The organism is Burkholderia sp. Bp9142 (assembly GCF_003853415.1).
Classification (GTDB): Bacteria; Pseudomonadota; Gammaproteobacteria; order Burkholderiales; family Burkholderiaceae; genus Burkholderia.
Genome location: NZ_QTPP01000058.1, coordinates 1 through 19,330, shown reverse-complemented (window position 1 = coordinate 19,330; position 19,330 = coordinate 1). Strand labels below are relative to the sequence as shown.

Sequence of the window (19,330 nt, the reverse complement as noted above, 5' to 3'; positions counted from 1 at the left end):
CGTTCACCCCGGGGCAAAAAATATAGGAATGGCCAGGAGCTTCACGGTACGACAGGGATATCGTGCTGCCTCGTCGACGCATGTCGGCTCTTGAATCGGCGTGCTGGCTGGCCTACAGTGAAGCCAACAATCTGATCCGGTCAACGTGCGCAGCACGACCGAGTACGCGTTAGCGGCCCCGCAGCATTGATGTTTGTGTGATGGTGTAGTGTGCCGTAGCGCTCGTGAGAAAGCCTGCAATCGCAGGCTTTTTTGTTTTCCGGTGTGGTATCGACAATGCCTGTTGAACACGTCGCGCCCCTTCCACATGCCGCAAGCCTTCATTTCCCTGAAGGGACGTCGATGCTCGGAGCCCCATCCGAGGAATGACGACCATGAAATCGCTTCTGGTGGCTTCGGCCCATGGTGGTACAGGCAGAACGACAGTGGTGTGTCAGTTCGCCCATTATCTTCGTCTTGTGTGTGGATATCGTGTGTTGGTGCTTGATCTGGCCGAGCCGGCACGTAGTGCCATTTCGCTTACACGCGGCGCAAGCGCACGGTTGATGAAGTGCGGGGCGCTCAATGTTAGGTCTGACAGACTGACCTGTCCGGCTGGATCCTGCATTGGAGTGCCTGCCGCGGACGCCATTGCGGGTATTGCGTACCGAGACGATCCGGTCGGTGCGCGTTGCTACGCCAACTTGCGACATCTACTGTCCCAAGTCGCGCCGTTGTTTGACGTATGTCTGATCGATAGTTCGCCGTGGCCTGATTCGCGAGCCATTTGTGCAGCGGCGCTCGTGGATGCGCTGATCAGTCCCGTTCTATTGTCGCCTGACACGTTTGAGCAGGTGGTCGAATTCGTCAATGGTAGCAATGGCGTGCGTAGCGTCCGAGCCCGGCTCAATCCCTCCTTGTGCTTTATAGGCATCGTGCCCAACTGCGTCGAGACGAGCCTGCGGCAGGAGACTCAATTCAAGCGGCTCGAGGCGTGCATAGCCGCCTGGCTTGTTCCGCATGATCAGAGTCCAAGCGGCCATCTATTGCTACCTCGGCTCGACACCATCTCGCAGGCGCAGGCGAACGGGGTCTCGATGATGGACCTCGGTTCGGCCGACTTGGCCGCTAATCGCGAATGGCAAGCCATGCGCGTGTGTTTCGATGTGCTCGCTCGTCGACTCTTCTCTGCGCATGAACCGGCATTACAGTCGGAAATAGTCGAGGTGTGCCATGAGTAATTCCGCGTTGCCTTCGGACGTGCGACAAAGCGTGTGGCGTCGCGTACTGTCGCTTGCGGTCGCGCTTGGCGTGTCGATGGCGTGGTCCGACGTTGCACGAGCGGACGATTGGGGTTGTCAGGTGAGGTTGTGTCTGTCTAATCCCGGTGGCCCGGAGCAGTACACCGAATGCGTGCCGCCAATCGAGAGACTATGGGCCACGCTGCGAGACGGCGATCCTGTTCCAACCTGTGATCTTGCTACAACTGGGACGTTGAACGGAGCGGCAAGCAACAACGCACATGCCACCCACTATCCTACGACGTCAGCAGGGCATCTCCTGCAGCAGGTCGTTCGCCCAGCAGAGGGGAATCGATAATGCCGCTCGATTTCTTGTCGCTCGTGCACTATTGCGCGCCGCAGATCGCCCCGGTCACGATGGCGGCGATCGTGCGCACCGAATCGGGATTCAATCCCTACGCGATCGGCATCGTTCACGGGCAGCTTCGTCGACAGCCATCGAATATGGCCGAAGCGGTCGCGACAGTGCACGCGTTGGAGTCGGGCGGCTGGAATTTCAGTGTCGGGCTCGCGCAGGTGAATCGAGAAAACTGGCCGACCTATGGCCTGACCGCCGAGAACGCATTCGAGCCTTGTCGCAACCTGGCAGCAGGCGCCGCCATTCTCCACCGCTGCTTTACAGCGGCCGTGACGACCGGAAAGTTCCACGCACGGACCGATTATCAGGCTGATGTACAGGCTGCACTACGCGCGAGCCTTTCCTGCTATGCGAGCGGCAATTTCTCGACCGGCTACCAGACAGGCTACGTCCGGCGTGTCGTGGAGAACGCGGCGGCGCAAGCCTCCTCGGATTCGTTCGTTCCCGCAATTGCACCTATTCCGGTCGTATCGATGGATTCTGCAGCGCCGATTCGCGCTCCGGGTTCTGAACCTGAGGTTCGGAAGCTATCGCGGCGGGATCGTGATGGTCTGAACGCCGCTTCGCCTGACACCCAAGAGCGGCTCAAACCGAACAGTAGCGCGGTGGTGTTCTAACTCGCCGTTGAAGAAATAGACAGCGATATATCGAACAGGATCCTAACATGTGCTTAGGAATGCGATTTAAATGGCGGAGATTAGTCGGAATAGCGATGCAATTGCTGTCTGACCGAAAGATGGCGCTGACGATCATTCTTGCCACTTCGTCCCTGATTTTCACGTCGCCGGCCTGCGCACAACTCTCACAGGTCAATACGCTGCTCAACACGATCCAGACGACGCTGCTGAGCGTCGGGGGCGTGATCTGTTCGATTTCCATCATCTGGGCGGGCTTTCGGATGATGTTCCAGCACGCCCGGTTCGGTGATATCGCGAACGTGTTTATCGGCGGTCTATTCGTCGGTTGCGCGACCGTCATCGCCGGCATGCTGATTCCGTCGAGCTGATCCGGAGGCGCCGAACCATGTATTCGCTCAAGGATCCCGTATTCAAAGGCTGCACGCGTCCCGCGATGCTCTGGGGTGTGCCGCTGGTGCCATTCCTGATGGTCGGCGGCGGCATGCTGATCCCAGCGATCTGGGCACTGCTGGCCAGCCCTGCGCTGGGTGTCGCGATCCTCTTTTTGATGATCCCGGTGTTCGTCGCGATGCGGGTAACGACGCGCCATGACGATCAACGGCTTGCCCAGCACGCGCGACGCGTTCGCATGGCGCTGCGTCAGGGCAATCGCCGCTTCTGGGGTGTACATGCCTATGTGCCGGTACGCCTGAAGAGGAGGGCATGACATGCCGCGCAAATCGCATGTCGGATCCGTCGCGCGCCGGGAAGTGCCGCTTGCCGGCTATATCCCGTACTCGACGCATGTGACCGACCACGTCATCAAGACGCGAGAAGGTGACTACCTGCAGATCTGGAAGATCGCCGGCATTGCGTTTGAGGCGGCCGATCCCGCCGACATCCTTGCGCGACATGATGGGTTCAACCAATTTGTGCGCGGATTGGCGGGCGGCCATGTGGCGCTGTGGTCGCACCGTCTGCGCCGACGGGTGTCGGACCGATTCTCGACGCAGTACGACAACCGCTTCTGCGAGGACCTGGCAACGCGCTACTACGCGAGTTTTGCCGGCTATCGGATGATGGCCAACGAGTTGTATTTGACGGTGGTCTACCGGCCCAATCGCACCCGCCTCGGACGTGTCTTCAGCCGAGCGGCACGCCGCACGCGCGACGATATCCGGCGCGATCAGCTCGACGCACTGAAGATGATGTCGGAGCTCGCTGCCCAGGTCGAATCGAGCCTGAAGCCCTATGAACCGGTCGCGCTTGGTGTCTATCGCAGGCCGAGTCCTATCGTGGCCACTTCGCGCCGCTATTCGTCGGCGTTGGAACTGCTCGGCTATCTGGTCAACGGTGTCTGGGAACCGGAGCCCGTGCCAACCGGCACGATTCGCGAGGCGCTACCGATTTCGCGGCTCTTTGTTGGTGCCGAGAAAATCGAGATTCGCATGCCGACGGCAACGCGGTTCGCGGCGATGCTCGACCTCAAGGATTATCCGGAAGACACCGAACCGGGCATGCTCAATGGCCTGTTGTACGGCGACTTCGAGTATATCGAGACGCAGAGCTTCAAGATTCTGGATAAACCCACGGCGAAGGAGGCGTTGGAGCGGCAACGCAATCAGCTTATCGCCGGTGAGGACGTTGCCCTGTCCCAGGTCGACGCGATCGACCGCGCCCTCGATGATCTGATCAACGGGAGTTTCGTTCTTGGCGAGTATCACTATTCGCTGGCGGTGCTCGGTGACTCGCTGAATGAAGTGTCTCGCAGTGTCGCGAAGGCACGAACGCAACTGGCCGATGCCGGGTTCCAGACGGCATTGATCGATCTCGTGGCTGATGCAGCCTGGTTTGCGCAACTACCGGCCAACTGGCGCTATCGGCCACGCGAAGCGAAGCTCACCTCGCGCAATTTTTGCGGTCTGGCAAGCCTGCACAACTTCGCGACCGGCAAGCGCGAAGGCAATCCGTGGGGCGAGGCAATCACGATCGTCAAGACACCCAGCGGCCAGCCGCTCTATTTGAACTTCCACGCGACACCGGATAAGCAGGATTCACTTGACGAGAAGGCACTCGCCAATACGCAGATCATCGGCCGGGCAGGAGCCGGCAAGACGGTGCTCGAACTGTTCTTGCTCGCGATGGCGACCAAGTATGACCTTACGGCGGTGCTGTTCGACAAGGATCGCGGCACGGAGATCGCGATCCGTGGGATGGGCGGCACCTATACCGTGTTCCGTCGCGGCGAGCCCACCGGGCTGAATCCGTTCCAGATGGCACCGGATGAGCCTGTGATCGATTTCTGGGAGCGCCTCGTGCGCAAACTCGTCGACATCGGCGAGCCATTGTCTGCAAAGGACGAACTCGACATCTCACGTGCCGTGCGAGAGGTTGCGCGTATGGACAAGTCCCTACGCCGTCTGTCGATGGTACGGCAGCTTCTCCCGAACGTAGGCGAAAACAGCCTGCATGCGCGGCTGGCCAAATGGTGTGCGGGCGGACGTCTGGGGTGGGTACTCGATAATCCGACGGACTGCATCGATCTGGCGCACGCGAAACTGTTTGGTTTCGATGACACAGAGTTGCTGGACGATCCCGAGGTGTCGACGCCGGTGACGATGTACCTGCTGCATCGGACCGAAAACCTGATCGACGGGCGACGCTTCATCTATGTGATGACCGAGTTCTGGAAGCGGCTCGGGGACCCGGTCTTCACTGATTTTGCGAAGAACAAGCAGAAGACAATCCGCAAGCAGAACGGGCTGGGGATTTTTGATACCCAGTCGCCGGCCGACGTATTGCGAAGCGAAATCGCAAGTGCGCTGATCGAGCAGAGCGCGACGTTTTTCTTCCTGCCGAATCCACGCGCCGACTATGACGACTATGTGCGTGGCTTCAAGCTGACCGAGGCCGAATTCAACATCGTGCGCAATCTTGGCGAGAGCAGCCGCTTGTTCCTCGTCAAACAGAGCCATCGCTCCGCGATCGGCCGACTCGATCTCGCAGGGCTTGGCGATGTGCTCGATGTCCTGTCTGGCACGACCGACAACGTCGAGCTGCTCGATGCGATCCGTGCCGAAGTCGGAGATATGCCGAAAGACTGGTTGCCCGTTTTTCATGAGCGACTAGCGAAGCGCCGGGCAGCTCAGGCGAGCTCGCGCTTGTCGCCGACGTCCGGGCCGGGAGGTGCGCGATGAGCGGCCTCTTTACTGCCGTGGGGGGCACCCTCGAAAACGGCATGTCGACCTACGTTACGACCGTGTCGTCGGCGCTTTCCGGAGCACTCGTGCCGGTCGTGACCACGGGCGTCACGATCTGGGTGCTGGCCTATGGTCTCGCGGTGGTGCGCGGCGAAGCCCACGAGGCGGTGCCGGCCTTTGCCTGGCGAGGGCTGAAAGTGTCGATTACGCTCGCGTTCGCGCTGAGCGCCGGGATCTACCAGCAGCAGGTCGTCACAGCCGTCAACGGCGCGACGGCCGGGCTGGCCCAGACAATCCAGAACGCGGCGAACACGACGGGTGGGGGCAATCCGGGATGCGGGTCGGCCAACGGCAGCACCGTGACCGGACAGGGTGCCGCGACCAGCATTTACCAGACACTCGACTGCTACGACCAACAGGTGGACCTCGTGATGGACGCCTACTTTAACAAGGCGACGCATGAGGGAATCAGTCCGAGCGGTCTGGCCGCCGCGATTGGGGATTTCCTTTGCGGCCTCATTGCTGCGCTTGGCGGGTCCATCTTTTTGATCGTGCTGGCCTTCGAGGTCGTGATGGCGAGGATGCTGCTCGATCTCGTGCTCGGACTGGGTCCGATCTTTATCGCGTGCGCCGCGTTTGCGCCCACTGCGCGATTTTTCGAAGCGTGGACCGCGAAGGTTGCCAATTACGCGTTGCTACAGGTTCTGGTTGCTGCCTTCCTTGGCATGGCGCTCACGGCGTTTTCGGCCGATCTCACTTCTTTCCACGCGACGGGCGGTTCACCCGGTGACGGTTCGTCAGCCCTGATGCAAGCCGTTTCCGCCTCCCTAGACGATGCCGCCGCGGCGGCGGCCGCGATTGGACTCTTTGCGACCGGGGTGTTCCTCGCGATGGTCGGTTGGCAGTTGCCTTCGGTTGCAGCGGGCTTGTCTGGCGGCGCCACGCTGTCGGGTTTCGGCGCGTTTGTGGCTGGCATGGCATCGCGAAGCCTCGTCACGGCGATCGGGCGAGCGTTTAGTCGTAACGGACGAGGCCCGCCCTCCGGTGGCGAAATTCGCGATCGGACGGGTTCGGGCGGGAGATTTGGGTCGGGCGGCGACGGGGCCCCAGCTTACCAGCGCGCTGCGCGCGCGAATTTGGGCCAGCAGGACAGCTGACCAGGAGGTAATGACCATGAATGGGCGAAGCAAATGGATCACTGTCGCATTCGTGTGTGCGGCGCAGTGCGCTGGCGCTCACGCGCAAGGGATCCCGGTTTACGACGCGCAGAACGTTGTGCAGGCCATTGCCACCGTGGGCCAACTCAAGCAGCAAGTGCAGCAAGAAATGCAGATCTATCAGTCGACGATTGGTTCACGCGGTTTCGGCACGCTTCTAAGCAATCCGGTCGTCGCCAACTCGCTGCCGTCGAACTGGCAGAACGTCTATACCGCGATCCAGAACGGCGGCTATGCGGGCCTGACGGGCAGTGCTCAGATATTGCGCTCGGCCAGTCAGGTCTACGACTGCGAAGACCAAACCGGGGTGGATCAACAGTTGTGCCGGCGCACGCTCAACAAACCCTACCAGGACAAGGCGTTCGGCCTGCAGGCATACCAGACCGAGCTGCAGGAGCTGGACCAGATCCAAAGTCTCGCGCAACAGATCAACGCGACGCAGGATCCGAAGGGCGTCGCGGAATTGCAGGCGCGTATTCAGACCGAATCCACGGCGGTCGGCAACGAGATGACCAAACTGCAGCTCTTTCGCATGCTGGCCGAGACGGAGGACAAGCTCGTGGCCGAGCAGCAAAGTGAGCTGGTGCTGAGCCGAGCGGGTAAGACCAACCGGCTCCAGGACCAGATGGTGCCCGCGTCATTCGGAAACTGAGGCGACACCATGTCCATACTGAGTTCGTTGACGTTTGCCGGGTGCCTCGCCTGGAGCCTTGCCGCCTGCAGCAGCGGGCCTCCCAAGCCCGTGTTGCCGGACGGCCTGCACCGGGTGCCAGTTAATCGTGTACCGCCCGTGCCTGACCTGCCAACGACCGTGCCGGCTGCTCCGGACCAGCAGCCGGATGCCGGAGATCACTCATGAGCTCGCACGATTATGGCCGCGTGCTCGACATTGAGGCGTCGCTGACGCACCTGCAGGAGTGCTCTGAACGTCGTGCATGGCATGTCGCTTACGCTGCCGTTGGCATTGCCGTGCTGAGCACGGTAGCACTCGCAGTGATGGTGCCGTTTTATCGAGTCGTGCCTCTCCCCATCGAGGTCGATCGCCTGACGGGCGAATCCCAGGTGATCGACGTGCTCGACGCCCGTCATGTGCATACGAAGGAAATCCAGGATAAGCACTGGGTTGAGACTTATGTGCGCGCACGCGAGCGCTATGACTGGGGTCTGCTGCAGATGGACTACGACAGCGTGCTCACGATGAGCGATGACGTCGTTGCTCGCGATTTCCGTGGCATCTACAGCGGTCCCGATGCACTGGATCGGCAGTTGGGTGCAGGTGTCGAGCGTCGCATCCGGATTCTCTCGGTTACGCTGCCGCCCGACGAACCTGGCCGTGCGGTTGTGCACGTCGAACGGACTTCGTTCAAGAATGGCGAAGCCCATGCCGAGCCGACGCAGCGCTTCGTGATCACGCTGGCCTATACCTACCGGCCGCCCGTGTTTACGCGTGAGAGCGTGGCGATCGTCAATCCATTCGGCTTCAAGGTCACGGCCTATAGCCGGGATGCGGAATATACGCCGTCGGCCTCGGCGGTAGGAGGCACGCCATGAGAGTGCTTTCGTTTGGCATCGCGCTGGTGAGCCTACTGTTCGTGGGGGGCGCGAGGGCGGTTGATCTGCCCGGTTGGAACGGTGACTCGCGCGTTCGCCAGGTGATCTATCGAGCCGACGATGTGGTGCGCGTGGAGGCTCAACGCGGCTTTGCGACGCATATCGCGTTGGGTTCCAACGAACACATTCAGGTAGTCGCGCCTGGTGATCGAGACGGCTGGCAGGTGGTCGCGAGCAAGGGCGATCACGATGTGTACTTGAAACCGCAGCTTGCCGCCCACGATTCAAATCTCGAAATTCGCACCGACCGGCATAGCTACAGCTTTGATCTCGTGGTGCTTCCGCTGAAGTCGAAGTTCGGCAATGACCGCGTGATGTATCGCGTGACTTTCGTCTATCCGGACGAGTTGGCGAAGCGGGCGTCGAGGGAACCGGACGCCGAGTTGGTCGCGAAGCGCCTAGCGCAACCGGCGGTCGTGCGTAACGCACGCTATTCAATGCAGGTGATGCCGAGCTCCGACGACATCGCGCCGACCGCGGCATGGGACGACGGACGTTTTACGTATCTGCGTATCCCGAACAACCGACGCATGCCGGCGATTTTCCGGGTGGCCGACGACGGCACGGAAAGCGTGGTCGACAAGCACATTGACGGTGACACGATCGTCGTGCACGAGGTGGCGAAGCGATTCGTGTTGCGACTCGCACGAGAGGTCGTTGGAATCTGGAATGACGCTTACGACATCGACGGCGTGCCCGCTCATGACGGCACGACGGTCAACGGGGTGAAGCGCATTCTGCGGAGCCGTCGCGATGAATGACGATACCCCGCACAACGTGATTGAGCCCGACGACGGCTCCGACCGTCAGTCTGAAGGTGGCCAGAACGCGAGCGCGTCAAATGCTTCCGCTGATCGCGGTATGCCAGCGTTGGGGCAATATCGTGGTGCACGCCCGCGCGCCTGGTGGCTGACGCCTATCGTGATCGTGCTGATCGTCGGGGTGGGCTCCGTCTGGACCGTGCACGGTTTTCTCGCGCGGCACGATGCCGAAGCGAAGGCGCGGCGCGATTCGATGGCCGGTACGTCTTCCCAAGGGCGTATGTTCAACGACCTGCCCGCGTCGTCGGCCGGTAGCGCAGCCTCGGCCACGGTACCAGCAAGCGCGGTTGCCGTGCGTCCCGCATCGAATTCGGGCGTGGTCACGCCTGCTCGTATCCCACGCGCTGCGACACCTCGCAGTTACTACGATGCGCCGCTGCTTGCAACGGGCGGTGGACAGGAGCCCGCGGGTGCGGCGCCAGGCGTGCAGGGGGCGGGTGGCACACCTTTCCCGCTTACCGCCGGCGTAAGCGGCGGTGCGGGCGTGTCAGCTCAAGGTGCGGGGCAGATGGGGGGCGGGCTTGCTCAGGCGCTGATGCCGACCGTGACACCGCGTGTTCAGGCCGGGAAGCTCGGTAATCGGAGTCTGGTGCTTGCGCAGGGTGCCAAGATCGATTGCGCGGGTGATACGGCGTTTGATTCGACCGAGGCTGGCTTGTCGACCTGTACGGTCACCAAGAACGTGTATTCCGACGATGGCAACGTCGTGCTGATTGAACGGGGTTCGCAGATCAACAGCCAGTATCGCTCGAACATGTCTCCGGGACAAAAGCGGGTATTCGTGCTGTCGGCCCGTATCAAGACACCCAACGGTGTCACGGTCGAGATAGATTCCCCGGCGGCCGACGCACTCGGCCGCATGGGCATCGACGGCTACGTGGACAACCACTGGAGTCAGCGCATTGGTGCAGCAATGCTGCTTGGCGTTACCCAGGACGCGATCGGCTATCTGTCGACGCGCGGCGGCAACACCAACGGATCGGTGGTGTTCCAGAGCACACAACAGCAGGGCAACGACATGGCCTCGCGCGTGCTCGACAGCACAATCAGTATCCCACCGACGCTCACCCAAAACCAGGGCGGGGAGTTCACGATCGTGATTGCGCGCGATCTCGACTTCGGATCGGTCTATGCCCTGCAGCCGGAGGGCGCGCGATGATGATTCACTCGCCCCTGCTCGATGCGTCGCGCGACGTGGTGCTCGCTCGATTACCAGACGACGCATCCGTGCGTGAACTGATGCGACCGTTCGCGCCGCTGCTCGACGATCCTCACGTGACTGAACTGGTGATCAATCGGCCGCAGCGCGTGTTGACCGAGAACTCGCTTGGCTGGCACGGCCATGACTACGCCGATCTCGATTTCGACCGGTTGATGTCATTCGCGGTCTCGGTCGCTACCCTGACCAACCAGGAAGTGTCGTCGCAGCATCCGATTCTGTCGGCGCTGTTGCCGGACGACGCACGTATCCAGATCGTGGTTCCGCCGGTCGTGCAGGCGCGGACGGTGTCGGTCACGATCCGCCGTCCGTCCCCAGACGAAAAGACGCTGCATGCGTGTCGCGACGAGGGATTGTTCGACGCTACGGTATGGCGTAGGCCGGACGGGCTCGATTCGGCTTTGGCGGACTTGCCTGTCGAAGACCGCAATCTCGTCCGGTGTCTGGAAGAGCATGACTGGTGCACCTTCTTCGAGCGCGCTGTCACGGGAAAACGCAACATCGCGGTGGTCGGCAATACAGGGTCCGGCAAGACCAGTTTCATGAAGACCCTGTGCCGCTCGATTCCTATGACCGAGCGGGTCGTGACGATCGAGGACGTTCGTGAGCTATTCATCCGGCACATCGAGAACTGCGTTCATCTTCTATACAGCAAGGGCGGGCAGGGTCACGCGCAGGTGACGCCCGCCGACCTGATTGCAAGCGCGATGCGCATGCGTCCGGATCGCGTGCTGTTGGCCGAACTGCGTGGTGCTGAAGCTTACGACTTCCTGAAATTGCTGACGACAGGGCACGCAGGGTCGATCACGAGCTATCACGCGCCCAATGTGACCGTCGCGATCGAGCGATTCGCGCTGATGGCAAAGGAACATCCGGAGGCCGCCGCCTGGGACGATGCCGCACTCAAGAGGTTGCTGTTTCTGACAGTCGATGTCGTCGCGCACATGGAATCACGCCCGGTGTTCGACGCAGAGGGTAAACAGACCGGCAGGCGTTGGGGCATGACCGAAGTCTGGTTCGATCCGGGGCGCAAGGCGCGCACCGCATTTGTATAGGGGGCGACCATGGACCATCCGTCTTCGCCTTTGCGCCAGCATATTCGGACAGCTGTAGTGACGTTGGTCGCCCTAGCTTGCTTGATGGCTGGACTGGCAGCGTCGCTCTGGCTTGCGTCGTTCCTCCTCTATGCCAGTCTGCGCATTAATCCGCTGTACGCGGGACTGTGGGGTTGGCTCGATGCGGTGCTGATGTGGCGAGACGGGCTGATGCCGAATATCGGGCGCAAGCTGGTGGGGGCGGCGCTGTTTGGCGTATTCGTGTCTTTGGGTGGTCCGGTATTGGGCGTCCACGCGCTATGGGTGAGCTCGCGTCGACGTCATCTCTATGGCAGTGCGCGTTTTGCGAACGAGGCTGAAATTCGGCGGGCGGGGTTGCTATGACGACGCAAGCCCACCTCAATACGTCGCCTGCGATTGTCGTGGGGGTATGGCGCGGCCGCTATTTGCGGTTTGCCGGCCAGCAGTTCGTGTTACTTGCTGCACCTGCCCGCTCCGGCAAGGGTGTTGGCGTAGTGATCCCGAATCTTCTCACCTTTCCAGATTCGGTGGTGGTGCTCGACATCAAGCAGGAAAACCATGCAGCCACAGCTGGCTTCCGTCGCGCGAATGGACAGGATGTGTATCTGTTCAATCCGTTTGCCGAAGATGGCCGGACACACCGCTACAACCCACTGTCGGCGATCTCCGATGGCTTGTTCCGGGTGGGCGACGTTCTCGCGATCGGCTATGCACTGTATCCACCGGGCGGCCACGACGATTTCTGGAAAGATCAGGCGCGAAATCTGTTCCTCGGCATCGTGCTTCTGCTGTGCGAATGGCGCGATGCGCATCGGGCTGGCAAGGACGCGTCGATTCCCGATTTTCCCGTCACGATGGGAGAAGTGCTGCGGCAGTCGTCGGGCAACGGCATGCCGGTCAAAACCTATTTGCAGCGAGCGCTGGTCCGGCATCGTGGTTTGCTCTCGGGACAGTGCGTGGATGCGCTGAATCGCTTCCTGTCCAATGACGACAAGGTGCTGGCGAGCGTGTTGGCGACCTTCAATGCGCCGCTGACGATCTGGGCCAATCCGATTGTCGACGCAGCAACGAGCGCGAACGATTTTGATGTGCGTGATCTGCGGCGTCGACGTATTTCCATCTATATCGGTGTCACGCCCGATCATCTGTCGGAAGCGGCCTTGATCGTGAACCTGCTCTTCTCGCAGATTATCAACTTGAACACGAAGCAGCTGCCCGAAGCTGATCCTGCGCTCAAGTTCCAGTGCCTGCTTTTGTTCGATGAGATGACGGCAATCGGAAAGATCCACATTCTTCCGCGCGCTATTGCCTATATGCCGGGCTTCAACCTGCGCGTGCTGTCGATCGTGCAATCGATCGCGCAATTTGAATCCGTTTACGGTCGATCCGATGCCCGGACCATCATCACGAACCACGCGATGCAGATCCTCTATGCGCCGCGCGAGCAGAAGGACGCAAACGAATACTCGGAAATGCTCGGTACGTTCACCGACCAGTCGCGCAGTGTGAGCCGCCCCAATGCATTCTTTGGTGGCCGGGGAGGCTTAAGCGAAAGCGTATCCGAACGGCGCCGGCCGTTGCTGTTGCCGCAGGAGTTGAAGGAACTGGAGCGAGATAAGGAAATCATCTTGCTCGAAAACACCAAGCCGATTTTGGCCGACAAGATTTGCTATTGGCGCGATCCCGAGTTTGCGTCTCGCGTCGTGCCCGCGCCGTCCGTACGTGCCCTGAACATGGCGCATTTCTCTGCGGTGGTCGAGCGCCGATTGCGCGATCTGCATCCTGATGAGCTCGACCCGGAGGGTGCGGGGCTCATCCATCTTCCGCACGAGTACCTGGAAGTATTGCAGGCGTGGGATCCGCGTGATCTACCGCCGAATCTGGCCGACATCAGCGAGGAGGAGGCTGTGGCCTACGTGAAGCGGCATTTCATGCTGCTGGGCGTGCCGCTCAGTAAGGTTGAGCAGGCGAGACGTTACCTTAGCGTGAACGATCTTGATGTGGCTGAGCTCGATTTTGTTGAACCGGCGCGCCAGGCAGCCGTGAGCGGTCCTCCAGTTGTAGGAGCCCGGCAATGACGACACCCAATGTGCATGATGCAGACCGCGCACGTGCAGCGCTTGCCGTCATTCCGGCTGACGACTACCAGACCTGGGTCGACATGGCGTTCGCGCTCAAGCAGGGCTTCGGTGACGAAGGCTTTGAAATCTGGGACGCGTGGAGCCGGACGGCAGCCAACTACGACGAGCGTGCGGCCCGGACGACGTGGCGCTCGGCCAGTGCATCGGGTGGCAAGACGCTCGCTACGCTTTTCTGGCAGGCACGTCAGCACGGCTTCGATCTGAAGCGGGCGAATTATCCGGATCGCATGACTACCGTACTGGCGGCGTCCCCCGAGGTGTTGGCTCAGCGCGTACGGGAGGAGGCTCAACTGCAAGCACGTCACGCAGCTGTTGCCCACGAGGCCGCATCAATCTGGCAGTGGGCTCGGCCAGTCGGCCCGGAGCATCCCTATCTTGTACGTAAGCACCTTGACCCTGCATACACGCTGCGTGAGCTCGATGCACTTGAACTCCGTGCGCTGCTTGGCTACCCGCCGGTCAGCGAGGAGATAGCGCTGAGTGGACGCGTTTTGATTGTGCCGGTCTGGAACGGATCGATCTCGACACTCGAACTGATCGACGAACACGGTTGCAAATCGTCCCTAGCTGGCGGCGCGAAGAGAGGGGGCTATTGGACGACGGAGCCGATATGGGTTCCGGCCAGCGCACCCTCGCGGGTTCTGATCGCGGAAGGTATGGCGACGGCATTGGCGGCTTCAAGAGCCACAGGCTGGTTTGCGACGGCGGCGCTGTCCAGTGGGAACCTGGGGCTGGTGGCGCAGAGCTTGCGTGAACAGTATCCCGCCGCGGAGCTGATCCTGCTAGGTGAACTGGGTAGTGGCGAGGCGCAGGCTCGGCGTGCGGCGCAAGACGCGAGGGCACATCTGGTTTGGCCACGATTCGCCGCAGATGCACGCATCCACGACATGGTACCGAACGACTTCAGTGACATGGTGGTACTGAGCGGATTTGAAGCGGTCGGCGAATACCTGCGCGCAGTGGTCCGTTCTGTTGTAAGGGCAGATGGTCAATCGGGAATCTCTACCGAATCCGGCGTGACTGTGGTTGAGGTGAATGAGCATGAGGAGGGCGGGAAAATGAGCAACGTCAAGGAAAAGCTGTTGGCGGAAGATGACGGCACGCCGCGTCGCCGGCCCTCAAAGCGCGGTGCACTGAAACAGGCCGCACCGGATGTGTCGGCAACGGATAGCGCATCCGGTTCGGTATCACCCTCGGTGGATTCTCCGCCGAACGTTCTGTCGGTTGCGGCATCATCGGTTGCCGATCCGCCTCGATTTGCGTCGACGCGCCCGCCAATCGGTGAGCCGTTGTTTGGCGTGGGCGACGTTCCAAACGAGGTCAGGGCGCTAGCGGAACATCGGTTTGGCTCACCGCTAAGGCTGGGGACGCCGCGCGAAAACGGTGGCCCCTATCGGGGGGAGGTGTTCAACACTGAACACTATCTGATCCAGCAGGTCGCGACACGCAGTGTCGTGTTCCACCGCAAGGATCAGATGACGTTTGTATCCGAGCGTCTGAAATGGATGGATGAAAACTCCCGGCTGAACGGATCCGAGTTGCAAGTGGGTTATGACGGCGACCAGGCGAAGGTCTATCCGTGGGACCGGGCGCGCGATCTGCTGGAACGCATGGTCGGTTCGCTGAAGAAGTCGGCACGCGAGTTGAATTACAGCCCCAATCTGGAGGCGATGCTCGATCAGTTGCAGGCGAGATCTTGGACACGCATCCGCGAAGCGCGTGCGGCCGCACTCGAGAAGTCGCGAGAACAGGAAGCGTCTCGCGAAGCCGGTTCAATGCCCGACCGATAAGACATACCGGCATCGCGCCGACATTCAACGCCGATCTCTAGCATGCGAGGTGCCACATGGCTCTGAGAACTTCCGCGGACGAAACCGATCCGGTTATCAACGTGATTGAACAGGATTTGCCGGCCAACGGTGGCGGACCGGCTGCGTCGGGCGAACGTCGGGACAGGCTGGAATCGGCTGCAATGGCGGCCGTATCGGCTCGGCGCCGGCGTGAGTTCGATGCCGCTCGAGCGCGATTGCGGGAGCAGGCAATTCGTGACGATGCCACTACATCGAGGCAGGCCGAGACTCGGTCGTCGAGCGGGACACCGGCCGACATGGCTGCGACCAGTATGCCGCTCGACCAACCGCCGGAACGCGTACGCAAGCGGTACTTGCGCGCTGGCAACCAGTATTTCCTGAAGGACGCGCCGTATCAACTCGCGTTCGAAGATTCAGGGCCATATCTTGTCACCGAGCACAACCGGCCGGACGTGGTCGAGTCGATGATTGATATGGTGCACGCGAAATCGTGGCGGCGCATTCGTGTGTCGGGCCACGAAATGTTTCGTAGCGAGGCGTGGTTGCAGGGCACGTTGCTCGGCATTGACGTGAGCGGCTACGAGCCGAAAGCGGCAGATCTGGCACGGCTGACAGATGCGCGGCAGGCGAAGTTGGACAATCGCATCGAGGTGGTCGCGCAAGTCGAGGTACCAACTGCTGCGAGCGTGCTGGGTCACGCAGAGAGTCAGGCCATGGTTTCAAGCGCATCCGGAGTCAACGTAGGCGAGAATCGTAACGGAGATTCTTCAACCCCTTCGGTCCGAGCATCGGTGTCGGAACCGCCGATTCCTGAAGGCAGCCGCAGTGCTGCAAACGACGAAGCCGATATCCCGCGACGATACGTCGGGGAACTGCTCGAGCATGGCGATGCCCCGTATCAGCACAATCCAGCGCGCAGTGACTCGTACTACGTGGCATTTCGCGATGTGGCGGGCGTCGACCAGGTCGTGTGGGGTGTCGATCTCGAGCGTGCGGTGCGTGAGGCGAATGCCAAGATCGGGCAGCACGTGACACTCGAAAATCTCGGCAAACGCCTCGTCACCGTGCGAATGCCGATCCTGAATGACGAAGGAAGTGTGATCGGTGAAGAAGAGAAGGTCGTGCATCGCAATACCTGGCAGGTAGAGATCGTGCAGCGGGGCCATGACGTTGTAGTCTCACAGAAACCGGACCATTCGCAGGCCGACGAAGCCCGATCTATAGATTCACTCGGTGCTCCAGTCGATGAGACAGAGCTGCATGGTAGTCACGATGCGCGCCATTTGGGCGGCGAACGGGCATTGCATGTGGCCGTGCTGACGGCCGCCATGCGCGAACAGGGTTTCAGCGAGCGCTCCGTTACCCGGGTGCGGCAGCACGCTGAACGCATGCTGGCGGAGTTCCAGCGCGAAGGCATTCCGCTCCCGGCGCCGAAGGTGTTCGATCCGAGTGCGCCATCGGGCCGGAATCGTCGCAAGCATCAGACTCCCGAACGCACGCCCGCCCGCGAACTCGAGCCCACGCCAGTCGAGCCATCACGATCATCACCTTCTCGCTGAGGCGAATCGTGGTCGTGCGCGAGCGTTTGTGCGTCGAACTCGGGGCAGTCAGGTTGCGCTGGGACGACTGGTGCGCTCGCCGAGGTTTGACAGCGGGCGAGGGCGTGCGCCAGTTGGTCGCAATCGCGATTTGCGCCGATGCGAACGGCGAGTCCGGCACAACCATGTGGCGCTTGCCTCGACCGATCGTTGGGGAGCCGCGCCATCGCGTCGAAATCCGACTGACCAGTGCGGAGCTGGATGCAGTCGAGCGGCGCGCCGCAGCAATGGGCCTACGCAGTAACCGCTGGATCGTATCGCTGATTCGGGCGCAATTGAGCCGGGAACCGCAGTTGGGTGAGCCCGAGTTGAATGCACTGTTTGTATCAAACCAGCGACTTGCTGAGATCAGCCGTTTGTTGGGCAAACTTGCACGTGCCGACGAAATCGAGCCGGTGCGTCGAGATTTGATGTTCGAGTGGGCGGAATTGCGAAAGCGTGTTGACGAACACCTGCGTACGACGGCCGCGATCATGCGCGCGAACCTTGATCGATGGAGCCGTTGACATGCCATACCCGAAAATCTACATCGACGCGATGCTCGTGAACTGGGGCGATCGCCTGTTTCATGATCCGCTACGACATGCGCAAGCGTCGCGACTCTCACATGTGGGCATTCGCGACGCTGCCGCTCGCATGCGTGCGCAGGTCGCCCGCACGCTCAGGCGCTCTCCGGAAGTCATGGTCAAGATCACCAACAAGGCGGCGAGTGCGCAGGGCATGGGAGCCGTACGTCGACATCTGCGCTATATCTCTCGTAACGGCAGGATCGAACTGGAAGATCAGAACGGTGACTGGATTGAAGGTAAGGATGCGCTGAACGATCTCACGAAGACCTGGCAATTCGGTGGGTGGGGTATCCCCGAGACCAGCACGCGCCGCGAGACTTTCAACATCCTGCTGTCGATGCCACCGGGAACGGATCGGAAGGCAGTGCGCGATGCGGCGCGAGATTTCGCGATGCTCGAGTTCGGTGACGGCAGGGCGTACGTTTTTGCCGTACACAATGACGAAGCACATCCGCATGTGCATCTGAGCGTACAGGTGCGTGGTCCGGACGGCCATCGCCTGAATCCCCGTCATAAGGATCTTCAGCGATGGCGCGAGCGTTTTGCGGAGAAACTGCGTGAGCATGGTGTCGAGGCGAATGCGACGCAGCGGCGTGTGCGTGGCGTGACGCAGCGCTACCCAAAGCAGCCCGTCATCCATATGGTGGGGCGTGGCGAAACGCCGAGGTACTGGAAATCAATGCCGACCGATGTGCAGCGGGACGCAGGATGGGCCGCACAAGGTGGCGTATTTGTCGCCTGGCGAGAAATAGCCTACGCAATGGCGAGGTCGGGGGCGCGCGAGGATCGCGCGATGGCCGTTGAAATGGCGTACTTCGTCGGGTCCATGCCGGTGCAACGAAATCGACCAATGGTAGGGCGTGAGCCGGATGATAGAGGAGAGAAGCCCGATCGTCAGGTGCCAGATACCGTAGAGCGTTCAGACGGTGCCAGGCCGGATGTGGAACGCTGATGAGCAGAGTGCATGATGGCTATCGCTATCATGCCGCGAATCGGCAGCAATCGTATTTGTGATCCAAATCCCGGGTGTGTGGAAAGTTAGTGCCCGTTTGGGTGCGCGGCGCCTTTTTGCTCGCAAATGCGACGCGGTCTTCTATGCTGGACCCCGGATGATCCGTCGGACCCGGCTTGACGGCAGTCTCGAACAGTGCCGAGGATATTGCTCCGTGTGTCTCGACGTGAGACTGCGGTTTCACGCCGCTGGGTTCATTCCCGATCGGAAAACCAGGCTGGTCCGGCCTTGAACGTCACGAAGAGCAGAAACAGGAGCGTGATCGCGAGAAGCGGGATGCCGTAGACTGCCACCGGAAAAAACAGCACAAGTTGCAAGATCGACCCGGAAACACCATATATGGGTGCCGTGTTCCTAACGTTTTCGTAGATCAACCAGATGACTGCAGCAAGTCCCATCGCCACGAGGACGAGACCGGCCCACGCCGGTTCGTGACGCAGTATCGCGGTTCCCCATCCGACGTATCCCCACCATGTGAGATTAATACCGACTGCGGCAAGCCAAAATCCACATGCCGTGAAGAAGCTGTAACCGTACCGGTGTCGCGAGTGACGACTAAATAGCTGAACGCTCTTTGCAATCGCGATGACGGTACCAAAGATGATCGCAAGTCTAAGAAATTCCACGGAAAATTCCTCCAGACTGTCACCCCGATCAGGGCGCCTCCTTTGCCGACATGAATGGCTCCGCCGGGAAATGTGATGTATCGACTGCCCTTCCTTCTGACCTGCCCCCTGCAAACAGGGCCAACCGGAGTCTAGTAAAGTTCGTTTTCGGAGAAGAAGACGAACATGAAGAAG

The 19,330-nt window shown here is 60.8% G+C and carries 18 protein-coding genes; 17 read left to right on the top strand and 1 reads right to left on the bottom strand.

The window, feature by feature from the left end:
• The first annotated feature begins 374 nt into the window (after positions 1-374).
• The 17 genes from DIE22_RS35780 to DIE22_RS35690 all read left to right on the top strand — a co-directional run bounded on the left by DIE22_RS35780 (position 375) and on the right by DIE22_RS35690 (position 18,470).
• Entirely contained in the window at positions 375-1,220 is an 846-nt protein-coding gene (locus DIE22_RS35780; RefSeq protein ID WP_185640766.1) for a ParA family protein, read from the top strand.
• Positions 1,221-1,577: 357 nt separating this feature from the next.
• Positions 1,578-2,255, top strand: coding sequence for a lytic transglycosylase domain-containing protein (locus DIE22_RS35770; protein WP_124607318.1), 678 nt, complete (start codon positions 1,578-1,580; stop codon positions 2,253-2,255).
• A gap of 47 nt (positions 2,256-2,302) precedes the next feature.
• Positions 2,303-2,644, top strand: a complete 342-nt coding sequence (locus tag DIE22_RS35765) for a TrbC/VirB2 family protein (protein WP_124607317.1) — start codon at positions 2,303-2,305, stop codon at positions 2,642-2,644.
• A gap of 17 nt (positions 2,645-2,661) precedes the next feature.
• The gene (locus DIE22_RS35760) at positions 2,662-2,982 is read left to right on the top strand and encodes a type IV secretion system protein VirB3 (protein WP_124607316.1); all 321 of its coding nucleotides are present in this window, start codon (positions 2,662-2,664) and stop codon (positions 2,980-2,982) included.
• Between the two features lies 1 nt (position 2,983).
• Positions 2,984-5,452, top strand: coding sequence for a VirB4 family type IV secretion/conjugal transfer ATPase (locus DIE22_RS35755; protein ID WP_124607315.1), 2,469 nt, complete (start codon positions 2,984-2,986; stop codon positions 5,450-5,452).
• Positions 5,449-6,612 (top strand): type IV secretion system protein, encoded by a 1,164-nt coding sequence (locus DIE22_RS35750; protein ID WP_124607314.1) that lies wholly within the window; start codon positions 5,449-5,451, stop codon positions 6,610-6,612. Before DIE22_RS35755 ends, DIE22_RS35750 begins: the two co-directional genes overlap by 4 nt.
• A gap of 16 nt (positions 6,613-6,628) precedes the next feature.
• The gene (gene virB5 / locus DIE22_RS35745; RefSeq protein WP_124607313.1) at positions 6,629-7,324 is read left to right on the top strand and encodes a P-type DNA transfer protein VirB5; all 696 of its coding nucleotides are present in this window, start codon (positions 6,629-6,631) and stop codon (positions 7,322-7,324) included.
• Between the two features lie 203 nt (positions 7,325-7,527).
• Complete coding sequence (locus DIE22_RS35735) at positions 7,528-8,223, top strand: virB8 family protein (RefSeq protein ID WP_124607311.1); 696 nt, start codon at positions 7,528-7,530, stop codon at positions 8,221-8,223.
• Entirely contained in the window at positions 8,220-9,044 is an 825-nt protein-coding gene (locus tag DIE22_RS35730) for a TrbG/VirB9 family P-type conjugative transfer protein (protein ID WP_124607310.1), read from the top strand. The genes DIE22_RS35735 and DIE22_RS35730 overlap by 4 nt, the downstream gene beginning before the upstream one ends.
• Positions 9,037-10,263, top strand: coding sequence for a type IV secretion system protein VirB10 (virB10, locus tag DIE22_RS35725; RefSeq protein ID WP_124607309.1), 1,227 nt, complete (start codon positions 9,037-9,039; stop codon positions 10,261-10,263). Before DIE22_RS35730 ends, virB10 begins: the two co-directional genes overlap by 8 nt.
• On the top strand, positions 10,260-11,378 hold the full coding sequence (virB11, locus tag DIE22_RS35720; RefSeq protein ID WP_124607308.1) for a P-type DNA transfer ATPase VirB11: 1,119 nt from the start codon (positions 10,260-10,262) through the stop codon (positions 11,376-11,378). The genes virB10 and virB11 overlap by 4 nt, the downstream gene beginning before the upstream one ends.
• Before the next feature lie 9 nt (positions 11,379-11,387).
• A complete protein-coding gene (locus tag DIE22_RS35715) occupies positions 11,388-11,762 on the top strand; it encodes a hypothetical protein (protein ID WP_124607307.1) in 375 nt (124 codons plus the stop codon).
• Positions 11,759-13,477, top strand: a complete 1,719-nt coding sequence (locus DIE22_RS35710; protein WP_124607306.1) for a type IV secretory system conjugative DNA transfer family protein — start codon at positions 11,759-11,761, stop codon at positions 13,475-13,477. The genes DIE22_RS35715 and DIE22_RS35710 overlap by 4 nt, the downstream gene beginning before the upstream one ends.
• Positions 13,474-15,330 (top strand): PriCT-2 domain-containing protein, encoded by a 1,857-nt coding sequence (locus DIE22_RS35705; RefSeq protein WP_124607305.1) that lies wholly within the window; start codon positions 13,474-13,476, stop codon positions 15,328-15,330. The genes DIE22_RS35710 and DIE22_RS35705 overlap by 4 nt, the downstream gene beginning before the upstream one ends.
• Positions 15,331-15,386: 56 nt before the next feature.
• The gene (locus DIE22_RS35700) at positions 15,387-16,910 is read left to right on the top strand and encodes an LPD7 domain-containing protein (RefSeq protein ID WP_124607304.1); all 1,524 of its coding nucleotides are present in this window, start codon (positions 15,387-15,389) and stop codon (positions 16,908-16,910) included.
• 8 nt (positions 16,911-16,918) lie between these two features.
• Positions 16,919-17,455 (top strand): plasmid stabilization protein, encoded by a 537-nt coding sequence (locus DIE22_RS35695; protein WP_124607303.1) that lies wholly within the window; start codon positions 16,919-16,921, stop codon positions 17,453-17,455.
• Between the two features lies 1 nt (position 17,456).
• Positions 17,457-18,470, top strand: coding sequence for a relaxase/mobilization nuclease domain-containing protein (locus tag DIE22_RS35690; RefSeq protein WP_124607302.1), 1,014 nt, complete (start codon positions 17,457-17,459; stop codon positions 18,468-18,470).
• 254 nt (positions 18,471-18,724) lie between these two features.
• On the opposite strand, the gene DIE22_RS35685 is transcribed toward DIE22_RS35690, so the two are convergent.
• Positions 18,725-19,156, bottom strand: coding sequence for a hypothetical protein (locus DIE22_RS35685; RefSeq protein ID WP_124607301.1), 432 nt, complete (start codon positions 19,154-19,156; stop codon positions 18,725-18,727).
• Positions 19,157-19,330: the final 174 nt, after the last annotated feature.